The organism is Ramlibacter ginsenosidimutans (genome assembly GCF_016654015.1).
Taxonomy (GTDB): Bacteria; Pseudomonadota; Gammaproteobacteria; order Burkholderiales; family Burkholderiaceae_C; genus Ramlibacter; species Ramlibacter ginsenosidimutans.
Genome location: NZ_JAEPWM010000016.1, coordinates 1 through 18,078 on the forward strand (window position 1 = coordinate 1; position 18,078 = coordinate 18,078).

Genomic DNA, 18,078 nt, shown 5'->3' on the forward strand with positions numbered 1-18,078 from the left:
CAAAGGCTGGCGACGGCGTGCACCCGCTCCGCCCGGGTTGCCCCGAACTCTTAGAGTCTAGGAAAGAAACATACAAGGCTGGCGGTGAGCCGCAGGCGAACCCCAGCTTGCTGCGCGACGCTGGATCGCTGGGGTTCGCCGCGCTCACCACCAGCCTACACGCCTCGGCGCGGGTCTCCATCGCGAACCGCTTCCGTCTTCGTAGGCTGGCGGTGAGCCGCCAGGCGAACCCCAGCTTGCTGCGCGATGCTGGACCGCTGGGGTTCGCTGTGCTCACCTCCAGCCTACGAGCCCCATTGCGCACAATGGCCGCATGACCTCCTCGCTCCCCGGCGCCGCGCTCGCTGGCCTGTTGTGCCTCTTCGCTGCCGTCCCTGCGCAGGGCGCGGCGACCGAACCGTCCGCCTGCGCGGCGACCGCGCGGCGTGCCAGCGGCGATGCGCGCATCCTCGGCGCGATCGAGGAAGCACGGCGGCAGCACCGGCTGTTCGGCGCGCAGGTCATCGAGCGCGACGGCGGCCTGTTCCATGTCGGCTACCACGAGGCGGAGTGGGACCGGCTGCCGGGCGAGTCCATGCCCGCGTGGGAGCGGGTGGCGACGTTCTGGCGCGCGCTGTCGCCGTCCGATCCGCCCGACCTCCTCACCAGCGCCGGCCGGGTGGCGCGTTCGCAAGTACTGGCGGCCGCCGCCGCAGCCGATGGCACGCCCGCGGAAGTCGCCGTGCGCGAGGCGCTGCTGCGCGCCGCGATCGTGGACACGCCGTGGTCCGCGGCCTTCATCAGCTACCTCCTCAAGACGGCGGGCTTCACGCGCAGCGAGTTCGCGTTCTCGGACACCCACGCCGACTATGTGCAGGCCGCCTTCGCCGCGTCCGACGCGGAAGCGGCGGGCCAGGAGACGCCCTATGCCTTTCGCGCGTGCGACGTCGCCACCACGCCGCCCCGGGCAGGCGACCTGCTGTGCGCCACGCGCGAGAGCACCTCGCGCGTGGCGCGTTTCGCGGAGCTGGCGGCTGCCCTGCGCGAGCGCGCACCGGGGGAGGACTTCCCCATGCATTGCGACCTGGTCGTCCGCGCCGACGAGGGCGGCGACGCGAAGATAGCCACCATCGGCGGCAACGTGGTGCAGTCGGTGACGCTCTCGCACATGACCCTCAATGCGGACAAGGTGCTCGGTGACGCGTACATCGCCCGCCCGGTGCGCGGCGCACGTTGCGAGGCCGGCGTGCTGCCGTGCCGCGAGCGGCTGAACCGCCGGCCTTGGCTGGTGCTGCTGCAATTGCGGCACTGATGCGGCGTGCGAGCCGCCGCAGGCTGCTACGGGCTACCAGCGTCGGGTGCAGGGCGAATGCGCAACCACTTCTCCAGCACGACGCCATCGACGCCGTCGCTGTAGCGCCCGCGCCGGATCGCTACCTCGTGGTAGCCCAGCTCGTTGTAGAAGCTGCGGGCGGCGACGTTGTCGCGCCGCGCTTCGACCCGGATGCGCTCGGCCCCGGCGGCGCGCGCCGATTCTTCGAGCCAACCCAGCAGCAAGCTGCCGATGCCCTGGCGCTGGCGCGCGGTGCGTACCGCGAACAGCGCCAGGTAGGCGTCGGCCTCCAGGTACTCCATGATGCCGAAGCCGATCAGCTCGCTGTCGACGCGGGCCACCGCCACGTTGGTGTCGGCCGCCTGGATTGCGCGCAACACGCGGCTCGCACGCCAGGTCCACGGCAGCCCGCGCTCGATCAGCTCGCGCGACATCGCGGCGATGTCGTCGGCATCTTCGGCAAGCGCGAGGCGCACGGGTGGGTCGGCGGTCATGGGGCGGGGACGGCCATGCGTTCAACGCGCGGCCACTGCCATGCTAAAGGGAACGCCTACAGCTGGAAGGTCAGCCAGCGCAGAAGCCCTTCGCCCACCTCGCGCAACGCCCCCACGGGCCGCGCTTGCAGGGCCTCGGCGCCCGCGTGGGCCTGCTCGGCCCAGGCGGCGAAACGCGCGATCGCCTGCGGGTCGTAGAACGCGACCATCATTTCGTAATTGAGGAACAGGCTGCGTTCGTCCAGGTTCAGCGATCCCGCGAGGGCCACCGTTTCGTCCACGATCACCAGCTTGCCGTGCAGCATCGCCGGCGCGAGCCAGATGCGCACGCCCGAGGCGAGCAGTTCCCGCAGCGAGCCGGGCCGCGCCAGGTCCGCGAGGCGGTGGTTGGAGCGGCGCGGGACCAGCAGGTCGACGGCCACGCCGCGCCTGGCCGCCAGCGCGAACGCCATCAGCAGCACCGGGTCGGGCACGAAGTAGGGCGTCACGGCGACGATGCGGCGCTGCGCGCTGAAGCAGGCATCGACCAGCAGCTCGTACACCGTGTCGTCGGCCTGGTCCGGCCCGCTGGGAAGCAACTGCGCGAGCGCTGCGCCCGGCATCGGTTCGGGCAAGTCCAGGGGGGGCAGCTCGGGCACCGGCTGGCGCCTGGCGACGGCCCAATCGCGCTCGAACTGCTCGCGCGCCTGCCGGGCGATCGGCCCGCGCAGGTCGAACGTCAGGTCGGTCCAGGGCGGCTCGTGCCGGTGGTGCGGTCCCTTGCCGACGAAGTATTCGCCCGCGAGGTTGCGTCCGCCGGTCCACAGCCACTCGCCGTCCACGATGACGACCTTGCGGTGGTTGCGCAGGTTCACGCGCCCGCGCAGCGGCGAGCTCCAGGGCCGCACGAACAGCGCGACCTCGACGCCGGCGTCGCGCAGGGGCTGCAAGGTCGGTCGGCCGCCCAGGTAGCGTCCCACCCCGTCGATCATCACGCGCACGCGCACGCCTTCGCGCGCCCGCTGCGCCAGCAACGCGACGACCGCATCGCCCAGCGGGTCGCGTCCGAGCAGGAAGGAAGCGACCTCCAGCGTTTCGCGTGCGGCAAGCATCATGGTCTGCAGCCGCTCCAGCGCCGCGGCGCCATCCTGGTGAATGGTCAGGTCCTCGTAGGGAACCGCGGGCGGCAGGCCCAGGCCCAGCGCGAGGGCGCGGAAGCGCCCGCTCGGCGCCTGCAAGGCCTCGCGCGCGACCGCCGGGCGCTCGGGGCGCCTGCGCGCGCGGGTCGTCTTGCGCGTGCCGAACAGCAGGAACAGCGGCAGCGCAAGGTAAGGAACCAGCACGAGGAACAGCACCCAGCCGATCGCGGCGGACGGATGCCGGCGCTGCCGGCGCGCCAGCGCCAGGCCGACGTACGTGACCAGCGCCACCACGACGACGGCGCTGTGCAGGGAAAGCCAGGGAAACGGATGGACGACCGGGGACATCGGGCCTCGTGACGGACGAAGCGGCGAGCTTAACGTCCGGGAGGCGGCAGCGGCGTCGGAGGCGGACGCGGGCGACGCGCGGACAGCGAACGCGGGCGTCGGTCTCGAGCGGGACGCTGGGCGGAGAGACGCACGAGAAGAGGAACGCAGAGGACGCAGAGGTCACGCAGAGGACGCAGAGAATTCCTCCAGAAGGATTCTTTCTCCCTTATTCTTTGCGTCCTCTGCGTGACCTCTGCGCGCTCCACGTTCCCCTGTCCCCATGCCCCACCCCAGCCCGACCGCCTCCCTCCCCGCGCGCACTCTGCGGCTGCTGGCCGCGGCCGCCGTGCTCGCGTGCTCCTTCGCCGCACCGGCGCAGACCGTGCAGGAGCATGTGCACGGCCACGGTCACGAAGTCATGCCCTTCGACCTGGGCAAGACCGTGCACATCTTCCGGATGACGGAAGACGGCGGCATCCAGCAGGTGGTGGTCCGGGGCGATGCCGCGGATCCCGAGCAGGTGCGCATGATCCAGCATCACCTCGCGCTGGAGGCGTCCGATTTCCAGCAGGGCAACTTCGCCGATCCCGGCCACCTGCACGGCCCGGCGATGCCCGGCTTGCGCGAGCTGGAACAGGGTGCCCGGCGCATGCAGATCACGTACCGGCCGCTGCCCAACGGCGGCGAGATCCGCTTCCGCGCGAAGGACATCAAGCTGGTCACGGCGGTCCACCGCTGGTTCGGGGCGCAGCTGTCGGAGCACGGGGCGGACGCCCGGTCGGAGTAGGAGCGGTTCGCGCGCGGTGAACGCGCAGGCGCGGCCGTGCCTATTTGCGTTGCGCCGACTTCCCGGTGTTCAAGGCGACCGCGGCGCGGACGAGCGCCTGCAGTGCCTTCTCGTCGACCGTGTCGCCCTCGTGGAAGTCGATCGCGCGGCGCACGTTGCCGTCGAGGCTGGAGTTGAACAGCCGCGCCGGGTCTGCGAGTGAAGCGCCTTGCGCGAAGGTCATCTTGACGACCGCCTTGTAGGTTTCGCCGGTACAGACCAGGCCGTCGTGGTACCAGCAGGGCACGCCGCGCCACTTCCACTCCTCGACGATCTGCGGGTCGGCCGCGTGTATCAGCGCGCGCAGCCGCGCGAGCATCTCGCCGCGCCAGTCGCCCAGCTCGGCGATCCGCGCGTCGATCAACTCGGACGGCGTGGTGGCGCCCTTCGTTTCGGACTTCTTCATGCGAACTGGCTCCGGGTGCGCGTCGGCATCATTGCGGCTTGGGTGCCTGGATCATCTTCCAGCCGTTGCCGGAGGGATCGCGAAAGCCGGCGTCGACGCTGCCGTAGCGGTCCATCGGCTCCTGCGTGAACTCCACGCCGCGCTCGCGCAGGCTCGCATGGGCCGCACGGCAGTCGTCGACCGACAGCACGAGCGGCGGCATGGCGCCCTTGGCGACGATGGCGCGCACCGACTGCGCGGTGGCCGCATCGAGCACCGGCGGCCCCGGGACGAACAGACCCAGCTGGAACGACGGCTGCTCCGGGTGCTGCACGGTCAGCCACCGGTAATCTCCGTTGCGCACGTCCGTGTGCACGCGGAAGCCGAGCTTGTCGACGTAGAAGGAAAGCGCCTCGTCCTGGTCGCGCACGTACAGGCCGACCACTGCAACACCCTGGCTCATGGAAGCTCCTTGAATGGAGCGCCGGTTATAGCGCCGGCCTCGCGGCGGCGCTTCTCCGAAACTGCCATCGTGAGATCCGGCCGGTGGGCCGCGCTGACGATGCAGGCGGGCACGCGGTCCAGCGCATGGGCAGCCGCCTGCGCGCGTTCGCGGATGGCGCCGGGGCTCTCGCCGGTAATGTCGCGGAAGGTGCGGCCGAAGGTGCCGAGGCTGGACCAGCCGGTCTCGAAGGCGATCTCGGTGATGGGCCGGTCGGTGTCGCGCAGCAACGCCGTGGCCCGTTCGATGCGGCGCGTGAGCAGGTAGCGATGCGGCGGCACGCCGAAGGCCTGCTTGAAGGAGCGCGCAAAGTGCGCTTCGGACACGCCACTCACCCGCGCGAGGCGGCGGACGGGCCAGTTCTCATGCGAGGCGGCGTCCATGCGGTCCTTCGCGCGCAGCAGCCGGCGCAGGAGCTCGGGGTCCTGGTCCGCAGGCTGGGGCTCGTCACGGGAAGCGGAGGACATGGGCTGCGCTGGCGTTCGTGCCAGTGTAGTGCCGCCCGTGCGGGCCGGGGCAGGCGCCTAAGGCACCAGCGCCAGGAACAGGAACGCGGCGAACAGCACGAGGTGGATCGCGCCCTGCATCACCTGCGTGCGGCCGGTCCCTAGCGTCACCGCGCTGACCAGGAAGGTGACCGAGAGCAGCACCAGTTCCTTGGGTGCGAGGCCCAGCACCAGCGGCAGTCGCAGCGCGATGGCCGCGACCACCACGACCGGGATGGTCAGGCCGATGGAAGCGATCGCCGAGCCGATCGCGAGGTTCATGCTGGTCTGGATGCGGTCGGCCTGCGCCGCGCGCACGGCGGCCCAGGTCTCCGGCAGGAGCACCACCATGGCGATGACGATGCCGACCACGCTGCGCGGGGCGCCTGCGAGATCCACTCCCTTTTCGATCGCGGGCGAAAGCACCTTGGCGAGGCCGACGACGACCACCAGCGAGGCGATCAGCAGGAGGAAACTGACGATCGCTTCGCGCAGCGTGGGCGGTGGCGCGTGCGTTTCCGGGCTGGCCGCGTCGGCCGCGGGCAGGAAGTAGTCGCGATGGCGCACGGTCTGGACGAACACGAAGATGAGCCACAGCGACGCGGAAGTGAGCGCCACGAAAGCCAGCTGCGGCGTGTTGTAGGTGCCCGAGACGGTGCTGGTGGTGAAGACCGGCAGGACCAGCGTGAGTGCCGTCATCACGATCAGGGCGGCCAGGCCCGAGCCGGCGCCCTCGACGCGGAAGGACTGTTCGCGATGCCGCAGGCCGCCCACCACGATGCACAGTCCGACCAGCCCGTTGCAGATGATCATCACCGCCGCGTAGATCGTGTCCCGGGGCAGGACGGCCATTTCCGCGCCGCCGGCCAGCATCATCGACAGGATCAGCGCGGTCTCGATGGCCGTGACGGCCAGCGCCAGCACCAGCGTGCCCAGCGGTTCGCCCACGCGGTGCGCCACGACTTCCGCATGGTGCACGGCAGCGATCACCGCGCCGAACAGGGAGGCGCCGCAGAGGATGGTCAGGAGCGTGCCCACGCCGGTCACCAGCGCGGCGAGCAGCGCCGCCCACGCCAGCAGGGGCGCCAGCCAGGTCCACCAGGGCATGCATCACCTCCAGGTTGTTCGCAGCGCCCGGTGGCTGCGCTCTCGCAGCATACGTGGGAAGCAGGCTCCTAGCGGCCCGGCTCCTGCAATTGCGACGGAGACACCAGGCGCCACTGGTCCTCGATGCGGCACATCGGCAGGGTGGTGCGGCCCTTCTCGCCGCGGGCGGCGGTGACGACCTGGAGCTGCCGGCAGGAATGGTCCTGCCAGGTGAAGTTGGAGACCACGGTGAATTCGCCGCGGTGTTTGGTGGCAGGGTTCTCCCAGGCGACGGTGCCGTGTTCGGGCGTGTCGTCCAGGGCCTTGCGCCACGCTTCGTCGAACAGGCGCATGTCCTCGTCGTCGAAGAAGCGCGCGGGCGAGTCGCGCAGCGGCCCGCGCCAGAGCTGCGCGCCGGCCTGGCCGGCGAACACGCAGAGCAGCAGGGAGAGCGCGAGCGAGCGGACGGAGGGCGGTGCAGCGATACGCATGGCGTGAGCGAAATTAGCGGCGCATGCTGCCCCGGCCAATGAGACCTTGGTCCACTGCCCCGGGGCCCGACGGACTCAGTCGATGCGGCGGAACCAGAGCACCGACAGCGCGCCCGCGGCCAGCACCAGCACTGCGGCGGCGAGGGCCAGCAGCGCGGTCAGCTCGGTCTCCCGCGTGCGCACCTGCACGCGCGAGCCGAGCGACTGGTACACCCCGCGCAGCATTTCGGCGCTGCCGGCCGAGTGGTACTCGCCGGCCGTGAGGCGCGCCACTTCGCGCAGCGTGGGCTCGTCGAGCTGCATGTAGATCGGCATGCCTTCCGGTGTCATGGCATTGCCACCGGTCGTGCCCAGGCCCACCACGTAGATGCGCACGCCGCGGTCCGCGGCCATCTTCGCAGCCTCGAGCGTGTCGATCCCGGTGGTGCGGCGGCCATCGGTCAGCAGGATGATGGCGGCCGAGGGATAGGAGCCGGGCGCCACGGGCGTGACCTGCTTGGGGCGGCCCTTCGGCGTCTCGTCGAGGCTGCGGGCGCGGCGGCGGCTGCCGAACGTGATCTCGCCGATGTCGATGCCCTGGTCGGGGAACAGTTCGGACAGGCACACCACGATGGCGTTGCCGACGGCGGTGTGCATCTGCAGCTGGAAGGCGTCGATGGCCGTGACGAGCGCACCGCGGTCCAGCGTGGCGCGTTGCGCGACCTCGGTGCTGCCGGCGAAGGTCACGAGGCCGACCTCGATGTCGCGCGGCAGCTCGCGCAGGAAGAGCTTGGCCGCTTCCTGCGCCGCGGCGAGCCGGGTCGGCTTGACGTCGGTGACGCGCATGCTGAGCGACACGTCCATCGCCAGCATGATGGTCGTGCGCGTACCCGGCAGCGGCACGCGCGCGAGCGGGCGGGCCGCGGCGAACAGCAGCAGCGCGATCGCCAGCAGCAGCAGGGCCGGTGGCAGGTGGCGGCGCCACTGGCGGCCCGCCACCGCCGCACGCACCACCACCAGGCTGCTGTAGCGCACGTGCTGGCGGCGGCGCTGTCGCAGCAGCCACAGGTAGCCGGCCGGCAGCAAGGGCAGCGCCAGCAGCAGCCAGAGCGCATCGGGCCACAGGAAGGACATGGGCGGTGCTCGCGGTGGGCGTGCAAGGCGGCCCTGCGCGCGCGCGGATGCGGCGCGCGCCTGGCCGCCACCGAATCGTGCGCTCGAACGGCCCGGCCTGCAACCACGCGGAGCGCACGGCGGCGAATCGTGCTTCGCTCGCGGCTGCTAGGGCGCGTTCACGTTGTGGTAGCGCTCGACCTGACAGTCGTAGGACGCCTCTTCGGGCACGCAGGGCGAAGCGGGACGGGTGTGCGGCGGCGGCGACGACGGGCAGCCTGCGAGCGCGAGCAGGAGGACGAGGAGGCAGGACCGGAACATGGAGGCTCCCTGGAACACCGGGCTTCGCGCCAGTATGCCGTCGAAGGGCTCGGCGCCGGTGCGGCGAACCGTGTCAGCGCAAGCAGGCCCCGTCGGCCAGCAGTGCGGCGCGCAGCTCTGCCACCGGCACGCCGGGAACGTCCACCGCGCCCCCGGTGCGCGCGGCCAGCGCCGCTGCGGTGCCCGCCGCCTGCCCCACGGCCATCGAAATGCTCATCACGCGCACCGCCGCCAGCGCCTCGTGCGTCGCTGAGATGCCGCGGCCCGCGACCAGTGCATTGCGCAAGCCGAGCGGGACCAGGCTGCGGTACGGGATCTGGTAGGAGTGATCGTCGCCCAGCGGCCGGTACTGCAGGCCGCCGCCGGAGGCCGGATGGATGTCGATCGGGTAGGCGCCTGCCGCGATGGCGTCGGGAAAGTCCACGGGCTGCAGCAGCTCCTGCGCGGTCAGCACGTGCAGGCCCGCGACGCGGCGCGTCTCGCGCACGCCGACCTGCGTCGCGAACGCCTGCAGGCGTCCCTGCTCGCAGCCTGGGACGCAGGCGCGCAGGTAGGCGGCCGCGGACCACGCTTGCCGGCGGCCGTCGATTTCGGCCCGGCTGAGCGCGAAGACATCGGTGGCATCGATGGCGAGGCGGCTGATGTTGAACCACGCGTCGCTGGAATAAGGGTCGCGCGCCGCGTGCAAGGCCGCCCGTGCGAGCGCGCCCTGCTCGAATCCGCGCCGGGACAGCACCGCGAGTTCCTCGCGCGTGAGTGCATCGAAGCGAAGGAAATCGATGGGCCCGAAGCGGAACATCATGGTGGCCGGCTGCAAGTGCTCGTCTTCGCCGAGCTCCAGGAAGCGCGCTCCGGCGCGGTGCAGCGCGTCGATGTCGCCCGAAGTGTCGACCAGCACGCGCGGGTGCACGGTGACGACGCCGCTCTTGGTCAGCAGGCGCACCGCGTCGACGCGCTCCTCGCCGGCGGCGACGTCGAGCAGGTTCGCATGCAGCAGCGGCTGCACGCCCGCGTCGGCGACCATGTCGTCGAGCACCAGTTTCAGCACCTCCGGCGCGTACTCGACGCGGTCCATGCGGTGGCCCGTGGACATGACGAACACCTGGTGCTCGCCGGCGCCGCCGTAGTGACGCAGCCGCTCCACCACCTCGGACGCCATGCCGGCGACGACCCGCCGCCCCGAGGCCGTCTGCCAGCTGTTGAACTGGGCCACGGCGCCGCCGGTGGCGTTGCCGCCCAGGAAGCCGTAGCGCTCCACCAGGATCACCTTGGCGCCGTGCCGCGCAGCCGCGACGGCGGCCATCGTGCCCGCGAGACCGCCTCCGCAGACGAGCACGTCGGCGTGCAGGGGCGCGATCGGCTGGTCGCCGGCGGTGGCCATGCTCACTCCGCCTTGATGCCGCGCGCCTTGATGACGGCCGCATAGCGCGCGGTTTCGGCCTGCAGGAATTGCGCTGTCGCCGCGCGATCCATCACCACCGGCGTGACGCCGAACGCAACGAAGCGCTGTCGCACTTCGGGCGAGTGCAAGGCCTGGGCGAGCAGGGTCTCGAGCCGGGCGAGCCCCGCCGGCGGAATGGTGCCCTTAGGTGCGAGCAGGGCCGCCCAGCCCTGCACCTCGAGCGCCGGATAGTGCAGCGCGCGGAAGGTCGGCACGCCGGGCAGCTCCGGCACCGGCTGCGGCGAGGACACGGCCAGCGCCCGCAAGCGGCCCGAGCGGATGTGCGGCAGCACGCTGGGCAGGTTGAGGAAGCCCAGCGACACCCGCCCGGCAATGAGGTCGGGCATCAGCGCGCTCTCGCCCTTGTACGCCACCGGCGTGAGCGTCGCGCCGGTCTGCGTGCCGAAGATTTCGGAAGCAAGGTGCGCCAGCGTGCCCGCTCCGCTGTTGCCTGCGCTCAAGGTGCCCGGTTTCGCCTTGGCCTGGGCGATCACGTCGTCGACCGAATGCAAGGGCGAATCGGCAGGCACGACCAGCACCAGCGGCTGCGACGACACCATGCCCACCGCGTCGAAGTCGCGCGCCACGTCGTAGCCGAGCGCGGGATGCAGCGAAGGATTGATCACCATGCTGTTGCTTCCCATCAGCAGGGTGTGCCCGTCACGGCTCTGCGCTGCGGCCATCACGCCGATGGCGCTGCCGGCGCCCGGCTTGTTCTCGACCACCACGCCTTGCCCGAGGTGCGGTGCCAACGCGTCGGCCAGCACGCGCGCGGAGCCATCGGCGCCGCCGCCCGGCGCGAACGGCACGATGATGCGAACGGGCCGCGTCGGCCACGCTTCCTCGGCGAACGCACAGGGCAACGCTGCGGCGCCGAGTCCGCTGGCCAGCGCCGCCAGCAGGGCGCGGCGGGAAAGGGGGAGGGAATTCATCGCAATGTCTCCGGGGCAGCCGCCTCGCGCGCTGCTCCTCGCCATCATAGGTTCGGTCGCGCGCGCGCGCGCCCGCGCTGTCAGCCGATGCCGCATCCTGCCCCAGCCGCGGCGCGATCCGGCCCCGGACGAGCACGCGCTCCCTATACTGGGCCGCGTCATGGGAGACGCACTTTTCGCCCGATCGGGCCCCGCCCTCGTGTTGGCCCTGCTGGCCGCCTGCTCGCAGAGCACGCCTGCCGTGGAGCTCGACCAGCCTCTGCAGCCCGAGCAGTTCCAGTCGTGCGTGCAGAACCTCGCGGACCAGACCGCCCTGTCCGGCCGGCCGCTGAAGCGCGAGGACTTCGAGCAGATCGCCGCCAATGCGCACTACGACGACCGCGTGCGCCAGGGCTTGCTGGTACAGGCAGGCGAGCCGACCTACTGGTGGGACGAGCTCGCGGCGACCACCGACGCGCAGCGCGTGGCCGATGGCCAGGCGATCATCGCGCGCGCGGGCCCGACCCTGCAGCGCATCGAGCAGGAGTTCGGCGTTCCCAAGGAAATCATCGTCGCCATCTACGGCATCGAGACGAACTACGGACCGTCCCAGGGCAAGGTCCCGGTGCTGGACGCAGCGGTGACCATGGCCTGCCTTCGGCCCTGCCCGGAATCAGCGACAGCGCCGGGGAGTTGCGCGTCGCGCGAGCGCGCCTTCGCCGCCGTGCGCGTGCTGCGCGACAAGCGCGTGCCTGCGGACAGCTGGCTGGGATCGTGGGCGGCGGCCTTCGGGCGCACGCAGTTCGTGCCGGACAGCTTCGAGCAGCTGGCCGTGGACTTCGACGGCGACGGCTATGCCGACATCATCCATTCGGAGCCGGACGCCTGGGCCACCACGGCCAATCACCTCAAGCAGCGCGGCGGCTGGAACATGGCCTGGCCCGTGTACATCGAAGTCACGATCCCGCCCGAGCAGCAGGCCGAGTTCAACACGGGTGGCGAGTCCAAGCGCTTGCAGGACCGCGCAAAACCCCTGTCGCAGTGGATGGCCGACGGCTGGCGAGCGCTGGACCGCAACGGCATCCCGGTGCCGCTGCAACTGCCCGGCGACCCCGAGGTGTATCCCTTCTTTCCGGTGGGCCTGCCCGGTCCGGCCTTCCTGGTGACGCGCAACTTCGACACGATCCTGCGCTACAACCGGTCGGTGCGCTACGTGATGGAAGTCGCGCTGCTCGCCAACAAGATCGCGGGCGGCCCGGGCTTCATCACGCCCTGGCCGACCGACGACCCGGGCCTGAGCCGCGCGCAGGTGAAGGAGCTGCAGCAATGGCTGCAGCAGCAGGGCCACGACAAGGTCGTGCCCGACGGCGTGATGGGCCGCAACACGCGCGACGCGATCGAGGCCGCGCTCATCGCCAAGGGCCTGCCGCCGCAGCGCCGCGCGGGGCAGAAGACGATGGCGCTGTTGATGCAACCCTGACATGCCCGCCGATCGCTTCGACTGGGCGGTGTGCATCGGCCGCTTCCAGCTCTTTCACGACGCGCAGCTCGCGCTGCTGCACGAAGCGCTCGGGCTGGCGCCGCGCGTGGCGGTCGTCATCGGCTCGGCGTACCAGGCGCGCTCGCCGCGCAACCCTTTCAGCTACGAGGAGCGCGTGCAGGCGATCACGCTCGCGCTGTCGCAGGACGAGCGCGAGCGCGTGAGCTTCCTGCCGCTGCGCGACGTGTGGGACGAAGAGCGCTGGGTGCGCTCCGTGCAGGACGCGCTGGCGCGCCTCGCGGGATCTCCGCGCGCGCGCATCGTGCTGGTGGGCCATCGCAAGGACCCGACCAGCGAGTACCTCGACGCCTTTCCCGGCTGGACGCTGCACGACGTGGGCCGGCAGGGGGAGGTGCACGGCAAGGCCTTGCGCGCCGCGCTGTACGCGGCGCCGGACATCGAGCCCGCACTGGCCGCCATCGCGGGACAGGTGCCGGCCACGACGCTCGCGTTCCTGCGCTCGTGGGCGCAGCTGCCATTCCTGCCGCGGCTGCGCGGCGAGTGGGCCGAGCTGGAGCAGGAGCACGCGAAGTGGGCCATGGCGCCTTATCCGCCGGTGTTCGTGACCGTCGACGCGGTCGTGCGCGTGGCCGACCAGGTGCTCCTGATCCGGCGCGGGCGCGCACCGGGCAAGGGGCTGCTCGCGGTGCCGGGCGGCTTCATCGAGCAGCGCGAGACGGCCTACCAGTCGGCCGTGCGCGAACTGCAGGAGGAGACCGGCTTCGAGTTGCTGCCTACCGAGATGCAGCATGCGTTGAAGGCCGTGCGCGTGTTCGACCATCCGGACCGCAGCCAGCGCGGACGCGTGATCACGCACGCGTTCCACTTCGACTTCGGCGAGCGCATGCTGCCCGAGATCGCGGGCAGCGACGACGCCGCCGAGGCGCGCTGGGTGCCTATCGCCGAACTGCCCTCGCTCGAGGAGCAGTTCCACGACGACCACTTCCATATCCTCGACTGCTTCCTCGGCCTGACCTGAGCGTCAGCGTTCGGCGGGCTGCACCCACCAGGGCTTCCAGTCCATGTCTTCCACGGCCTGCGCGAGTTCCAGCTTGCGCGGCCGCGGCACCCCGCGCAGCGCCAGCACCACCCACTGCGTGCGCGCCGTGTTGATCCTGCCGGTCGCGGCCCAGCGCTGCGCCTCCACGTCCGGGTTGTGCAGCATCGCGGCGAGCCAGCTGGCCTGCGTGATGGTGAGCTCGTGCGCGCGCACGCCGAAGTAGTGCTGCGCGGCCGCTTCGGCGCCGCACAGGCCCTCGCCCCAGGGTGCGTTGTCCAGGTAGAGGCGCAGGATGCGCGGCTTGCCGAGCACCTGCTCCATCTCCACCGCGTACAGCAATTCCCGCAGCTTGCGCACGGCACTGCGCTCGCCGCCTGTGACGAGCATCTTCGCCACCTGCTGCGACAGCGTGCTGCCGCCGCGCGCGATGCGCTGCTCGTGCTGGTTGCGTTCCAGGGAGGCGGTGACTTCCGCCAGGTCGTAGCCGGGGTGTTCCCAGAAGCGCTGGTCTTCCGCGGCGACGACCGCGCGTGCGAGCCAGCTCTCCGCCGTCACTTTGCTGGCGCGCCGCGTGCAACTGCTGCGCGCCCCGGCCAGCGCCTCCGTGCCGAGTCCGCTGACGGCGAAGTCCTCCAGCCGCGGCTTCAGTGCGAGCGTGCCTTCGGGCAGGCTGATGTCCGCGAGCAGGCTGAAGCGGCCGGCGATGCTTGCGTTCTTCACCTCCGGGATGTCGTCCGCGAACAGTGCGTAGGCGTCGGCGAGCGGCGTCGGCGGGATCGCGACCCGCAGGTGGATGTGGCCCGCGGCCATGTGGCCCTTCCAGTCGCCGCGCACGCGTCCCGCGGCGAAGCCGCCCCACAGGTCCTCACCCTGGCGGCGCACGGTCAGCCGGACTTCGGGAACGCGCAGGGGCTCGTCTCCCAGGCCGGGAGGCTGCAAGGTGCAAGGCGCGCAGTGCACCTGCAGCACGCCTTCGCGCGCCCACGAGAGCTGCAGCTCGCCATGCCGCGTCGGAATGCGGAGGCCGTCCAGCAGCGGTCCGCCCCAGGACGAGGTGGCCAGGCGCAGCACCGAGGGCACGCCGGCCTGGATCGTGAGCGGGCCCAGTGCGAGCGGCACGGCCCACTCGCCGGGCATGGGTGCGAGCGCGACGCGCACGGCAAGCAAGGAGGCGCCCAGCAGCGCCAGTGCGGACACCAGCAGGGCGAGGAACACGATCGACAACGTTTTCATGACGGGCTCGCGACGGTGAGGGCGGTCCAGGGGCCGCGGGACGGGTGCATCAGGGCGGACCAGTACCAGGCGGAGGTGTCGGTATAGCCACGGCCTTGCGCGTCCTCGATGCGCTCGCACACCCGGAGGCGCTGGCCGGAATGCAGGGCGTCGAAGCAGCGCCACAGGCGCTGGTCGGCGTCCTGCTGCAACTGCACGTGCGTCACGCGCCAGCCGAGCCCGCGGTAGCAGTCGGCGGCGGGATGCAGCATGCGCGTGGGCCGCAGCACGGTGCGCAGCACCAGCACCTCCTGGCCGTCCGTCAAGCGGGCGAGGCTGCCGGGGAACTGGCGCGCGAAGCGTTGCTCCACTTCGGCCAGCACCAGCGGCCGCAGCGGCCGGCCTTGCCACTGCGACGGGAACTCGGGTGCGGGCGGCGTCGCCTCCACGCGACGCGGCATGGACCAGGCTTTCCAGGCCGCGATCGCCAGGCACAGCGGCACCAGCAGGCCGCACGCCAGCTTGTAGAACACGCGGTTGCGCAAGGTGTTGTCAAACATGGCCTGGCTCCCGCGCGTCCATCACCCAGGCAATGGCGCCGCACACCTCCGCCAGCACCACCAGCCCGACGGCCTCGTGCACCGGACCCGAAGCGCCGTGGCCGCATGCCTCCAGTGCCACCAGCAGCGTGTTGCGCACGATGTTGCCGGCGAGCACGCAGGCGCTCACCGCCGGCAGGCGGGTGAGGAAGCTGCGGCTGGTGCGGCCGGTCGCGAGCGCCACCACGCAGGCCGTGAAGTACGCCAGCCAGAGCATCTGCACGCCGGAGCAGGGCGCGTCGACGATCACCATGTGGCCGTCCACGCGCAGCGCGCTGCCGTCCCGACCCACGGCGAAGAAGGGTGCGAGCAGCCAGCGGCTCGCTTCGGCCGTCAGCACGCGCAGCGGATAGCCTGCATAGAACTGCAGGGAGGCGAGCCACGGCAAGGACAGCAGCGACAGGCCCAGCACCGGCGCGCTGTCCACGCGCGAGGGCAGGAAGGCCGCGAGCGCTGCGCCCAGCGCCGTGACTGCGAGCAGCGCGACCAGCAGCGGCGGCAGCAGCCCGATCGCCAGCGTCGACGCCAGCGCCGCCGCCAGGGCGGTGGCCAGCCAGCCCAGTCGCGGCGAAGCGCGCAATTGCTGGCGGCACTGCCAGCACAGCACGGCGAGCGCCGCGATCGCGAGCAGCCCCAGCGGATCGTCGGAGCGATCCAGCATGCGTTGCGCCATCCAGATCCAGGTGGGCAGCAGGGCGACGGCCACGCAGGCCAGCCACGCCAGCGAAGGGGTGCGCTCCACGCGGATGGCCCACTCCACCATCCGCGGCATGTCGAGCAAGCGGGATTGGGTCATGGCAGCCTCAGGCGGTGTAGCGGTCGCCGCGCTGGCGGCGGGCACGGCGCGCCAGCATGAAGAGGACGGCCAGCGTGACCAGCACGGCGCCCCAGGTCGCGGGCTCGGGCGTGCCGGGCACTTCCGCGCCGACGGCCAGGTTGGTGACGCCTTGCGGCAGCGGCAACGGTTGGTCCACGCTGGGCGTGGCGGCCACTTGCGTGTTGCGCACGACCTCGTCGACGGCGAGGAAGCTCGTGTACTGCGTGAGCAGGCCATAGCGCAGTCCCAGCTCGGTGATCGCCTTCTTCTGTGCGTCGCCGCCTTCCTGCGCCTCCTGGTCCGTGAGCGACTGGATGCGGTGCCGCGCCCACAGCTGGCGCAGCGCGCCCGCGTCGTGCGCCGTCGCGCCGGCGAGCGGCAGCACCTGGCGCCAGGGACCGCTGGCGGCGATACCCTCGATCACGACATCGCCGTGCGGTTCGCCACGCCACTTGCCGAACACGATCACCGGCCGTTCGCCCAGCACGTCGGGCAGCTGCGGCGGCTCCACGTCGTACACGTCCAGGCCGGGGAAGCGCGCCTTGACGCTGGTGAGCACGGGCGACTCGATCATCCGGCGAAAGCGGGCGGCCTGCTCCGCGGCCTGGTCCGGACGCGTGACGATGAAGGGCTCGCCCATGCCGGCGCGGGCGATCCCTTCCATGAGGTGGCGGTTCACGGAACTGCCGATGCCGAAGGAGAAGACGTTGGCCTGCGACAGGTGCTCGCGCACCAGCTGGAACACCTCGCGCTCCACGGTGACGTAGCCGTCGGTGACGATGACGACGCTGCGCGCCACGTCAGGCGACTTGGGCTCGGCATACACGCGGCGCAGCGCCGGCACGATCTCCGTGCTGCCGCCGCCGCCTTCGCGGTCGATGGTGCGGATCGCCTGCTCGATGTTGGCGCGGGTCGCGGGCACCGAATGCGGCGCGAGGAAGCGGTTGCTGCCCGAGAAGAGCAGCACGTTGAAGGTGTCGCTGGGCCTCAGGCTTCCGATCAATTCGCGCAGCAAGGCCTTGGACGTGTCCAGGGGGAAGCCGTGCATCGAGCCCGAGATGTCCACCACGAAGATGTATTCGCGCGGGCTGATCGCGGCGGCCGGCACCTGCCTGGGCGGCTCGACCATCGCGAGGAAGAAGTTCTCGTCCTGCCCGCGGTACAGCAGCACGCCGGATTCGACGCGCTCGCCCGCAAGCCGGAAGTCGAGGATGAAGTCGCGGTTGTTCGCGGCGCCGTTGCCGGGCGCCAGCGAGACGCTGGCGCGCTGGTCCTGCTGCTCGATTTCGATCTGGTGGCTGCTGGAGCGCACCTCCTTGATCGCGATGGGACTGGTGAGGTCCACGTGCAGGTCGAACTTCGACGGCGTGTCCGTGCCTTGCGGCAGGATAGGCTGCGCCACCCATTTCGCATTCGCCTGGCTGGACTGCGGCGAGTTGTAGCGCGGTCCGACCACCGTGGGGAAGACGAACTGGTAGCTGCCCGATTGCGGCACCAGCAGCTCGGTGTAGTGCAGCTCCACCTGGACGTCGTCGCCGGGCAGGATGTTGGCGACGTTCATCTGGAACACGTTGGGCAGGTGCTGCTCCAGCAGCGCCGCCGTCTGGCCTGCGTCCCTGGCCTTCTCGTAGTCCACGCGCGCCTGCTGCTTCTCGCGGATGTGCGCGGTGATCAGGCGGTCGGCCAGGCGCACGTTCATCGCGTACACCGCGGCGTGCGTGGAACCGGGAAAGACGTAGCGCGCCTCGATCGGCCGCTGGCCTTCGTTCTTGTACTGCTGCGTGACCGTGACGTCGGCGATGACACCGGAGATGCGCACGTCCACCCTGGTGGACTTCAGCGGCAGCCGGTCGACCGTGGGATCGTCGCTGCGGACGAAGAAGTAGGGGCTCTCGGTCTTCTGCCGGGGCTCGGCCTCCTGCGCGCGTGCCGGGCTGAAGGCCAGCAGGCAGGCGGCGGCGGACGAGGCGGTGGCGACGAGCAGCCAGCGCCAGCAGGCGGAGGCGGGGGGCAGGGTGTCCATGCGTTTTCTCCCGGCGTGCGACAGTGCACGGGAGGGAGCATCCGCAGGACGCGCGAAGCGCCTGGGAAGCGCGTGGGGAGCCTGTGTGAAGTC

Annotated in this window: 19 protein-coding genes; 4 read left to right on the top strand and 15 right to left on the bottom strand. The window is 71.3% G+C overall.

The annotated features are described in order from the left end of the window. The first annotated feature begins 313 nt into the window (after nt 1-313). A complete protein-coding gene (locus tag JJB11_RS24160; protein WP_201177622.1) occupies nt 314-1,291 on the top strand; it encodes a DUF2272 domain-containing protein in 978 nt (325 codons plus the stop codon). A gap of 26 nt (nt 1,292-1,317) precedes the next feature. Here JJB11_RS24160 and JJB11_RS24165 read toward each other — a convergent pair whose 3' ends face one another. Further along, nucleotides 1,318-1,806, bottom strand: a complete 489-nt coding sequence (locus JJB11_RS24165) for a GNAT family N-acetyltransferase (protein ID WP_201177623.1) — start codon at nt 1,804-1,806, stop codon at nt 1,318-1,320. A gap of 56 nt (nt 1,807-1,862) precedes the next feature. Further along, nucleotides 1,863-3,272 (bottom strand): phospholipase D-like domain-containing protein, encoded by a 1,410-nt coding sequence (locus JJB11_RS24170; protein WP_201177624.1) that lies wholly within the window; start codon nt 3,270-3,272, stop codon nt 1,863-1,865. Between the two features lie 262 nt (nt 3,273-3,534). Here JJB11_RS24170 and JJB11_RS24175 point away from each other — a divergent pair, with 262 nt between their 5' ends. After that, nucleotides 3,535-4,041: an aspartate carbamoyltransferase gene (locus tag JJB11_RS24175; RefSeq protein WP_201177625.1), complete on the top strand. Its 507-nt coding sequence runs from the start codon at nt 3,535-3,537 to the stop codon at nt 4,039-4,041. 40 nt (nt 4,042-4,081) lie between these two features. On the opposite strand, the gene JJB11_RS24180 is transcribed toward JJB11_RS24175, so the two are convergent. The 9 genes from JJB11_RS24180 to JJB11_RS24220 all read right to left on the bottom strand — a co-directional run bounded on the left by JJB11_RS24180 (nt 4,082) and on the right by JJB11_RS24220 (nt 10,815). After that, on the bottom strand, nt 4,082-4,486 hold the full coding sequence (locus tag JJB11_RS24180) for a DUF1801 domain-containing protein (RefSeq protein WP_201177626.1): 405 nt from the start codon (nt 4,484-4,486) through the stop codon (nt 4,082-4,084). A 28-nt stretch (nt 4,487-4,514) separates the two neighbouring features. Further along, nucleotides 4,515-4,928: a VOC family protein gene (locus JJB11_RS24185; protein WP_201177627.1), complete on the bottom strand. Its 414-nt coding sequence runs from the start codon at nt 4,926-4,928 to the stop codon at nt 4,515-4,517. Continuing rightward, nucleotides 4,925-5,434 (bottom strand): helix-turn-helix domain-containing protein, encoded by a 510-nt coding sequence (locus JJB11_RS24190; protein WP_201177628.1) that lies wholly within the window; start codon nt 5,432-5,434, stop codon nt 4,925-4,927. Before JJB11_RS24190 ends, JJB11_RS24185 begins: the two co-directional genes overlap by 4 nt. Before the next feature lie 57 nt (nt 5,435-5,491). Then, on the bottom strand, nt 5,492-6,559 hold the full coding sequence (locus JJB11_RS24195) for a calcium:cation antiporter (protein ID WP_201177629.1): 1,068 nt from the start codon (nt 6,557-6,559) through the stop codon (nt 5,492-5,494). Between the two features lie 68 nt (nt 6,560-6,627). After that, a complete protein-coding gene (locus JJB11_RS24200) occupies nt 6,628-7,029 on the bottom strand; it encodes a hypothetical protein (RefSeq protein ID WP_201177631.1) in 402 nt (133 codons plus the stop codon). A 75-nt stretch (nt 7,030-7,104) separates the two neighbouring features. Beyond that, nucleotides 7,105-8,142: a VWA domain-containing protein gene (locus JJB11_RS24205; protein ID WP_201177632.1), complete on the bottom strand. Its 1,038-nt coding sequence runs from the start codon at nt 8,140-8,142 to the stop codon at nt 7,105-7,107. 147 nt (nt 8,143-8,289) lie between these two features. Further along, a complete protein-coding gene (locus JJB11_RS24210; protein WP_201177634.1) occupies nt 8,290-8,442 on the bottom strand; it encodes a hypothetical protein in 153 nt (50 codons plus the stop codon). Between the two features lie 73 nt (nt 8,443-8,515). Further along, a complete protein-coding gene (locus JJB11_RS24215) occupies nt 8,516-9,823 on the bottom strand; it encodes an FAD-dependent oxidoreductase (RefSeq protein WP_201177635.1) in 1,308 nt (435 codons plus the stop codon). Nucleotides 9,824-9,825: 2 nt separating this feature from the next. Further along, nucleotides 9,826-10,815 (bottom strand): Bug family tripartite tricarboxylate transporter substrate binding protein, encoded by a 990-nt coding sequence (locus JJB11_RS24220; RefSeq protein WP_201177637.1) that lies wholly within the window; start codon nt 10,813-10,815, stop codon nt 9,826-9,828. 160 nt (nt 10,816-10,975) lie between these two features. On the opposite strand from JJB11_RS24220, the gene JJB11_RS24225 reads away from it, so the two are divergent. Next, nucleotides 10,976-12,274 carry a lytic murein transglycosylase gene (locus tag JJB11_RS24225; protein ID WP_201177638.1) on the top strand — a complete coding sequence of 433 codons (1,299 nt, stop codon included), beginning with the start codon at nt 10,976-10,978 and terminating at the stop codon, nt 12,272-12,274. A 1-nt stretch (nt 12,275) separates the two neighbouring features. Continuing rightward, complete coding sequence (locus JJB11_RS24230; RefSeq protein WP_201177639.1) at nt 12,276-13,313, top strand: bifunctional nicotinamide-nucleotide adenylyltransferase/Nudix hydroxylase; 1,038 nt, start codon at nt 12,276-12,278, stop codon at nt 13,311-13,313. 3 nt (nt 13,314-13,316) lie between these two features. Here the strand turns inward: JJB11_RS24230 and JJB11_RS24235 are convergent, their stop codons facing one another. From JJB11_RS24235 to JJB11_RS24250, 4 genes are read right to left on the bottom strand one after another with little or no spacing between them, the layout of a single operon-like run. After that, entirely contained in the window at nt 13,317-14,567 is a 1,251-nt protein-coding gene (locus JJB11_RS24235; protein ID WP_201177640.1) for a biosynthetic peptidoglycan transglycosylase, read from the bottom strand. Next, on the bottom strand, nt 14,564-15,106 hold the full coding sequence (locus tag JJB11_RS24240; protein WP_201177641.1) for a hypothetical protein: 543 nt from the start codon (nt 15,104-15,106) through the stop codon (nt 14,564-14,566). Before JJB11_RS24240 ends, JJB11_RS24235 begins: the two co-directional genes overlap by 4 nt. After that, nucleotides 15,099-15,941 carry an exosortase Q gene (gene xrtQ / locus JJB11_RS24245; protein ID WP_201177642.1) on the bottom strand — a complete coding sequence of 281 codons (843 nt, stop codon included), beginning with the start codon at nt 15,939-15,941 and terminating at the stop codon, nt 15,099-15,101. The genes JJB11_RS24240 and xrtQ overlap by 8 nt, the downstream gene beginning before the upstream one ends. A 7-nt stretch (nt 15,942-15,948) precedes the next feature. Then, nucleotides 15,949-17,985: a VIT and vWA domain-containing protein gene (locus tag JJB11_RS24250; RefSeq protein ID WP_201177643.1), complete on the bottom strand. Its 2,037-nt coding sequence runs from the start codon at nt 17,983-17,985 to the stop codon at nt 15,949-15,951. Nucleotides 17,986-18,078: the final 93 nt, after the last annotated feature.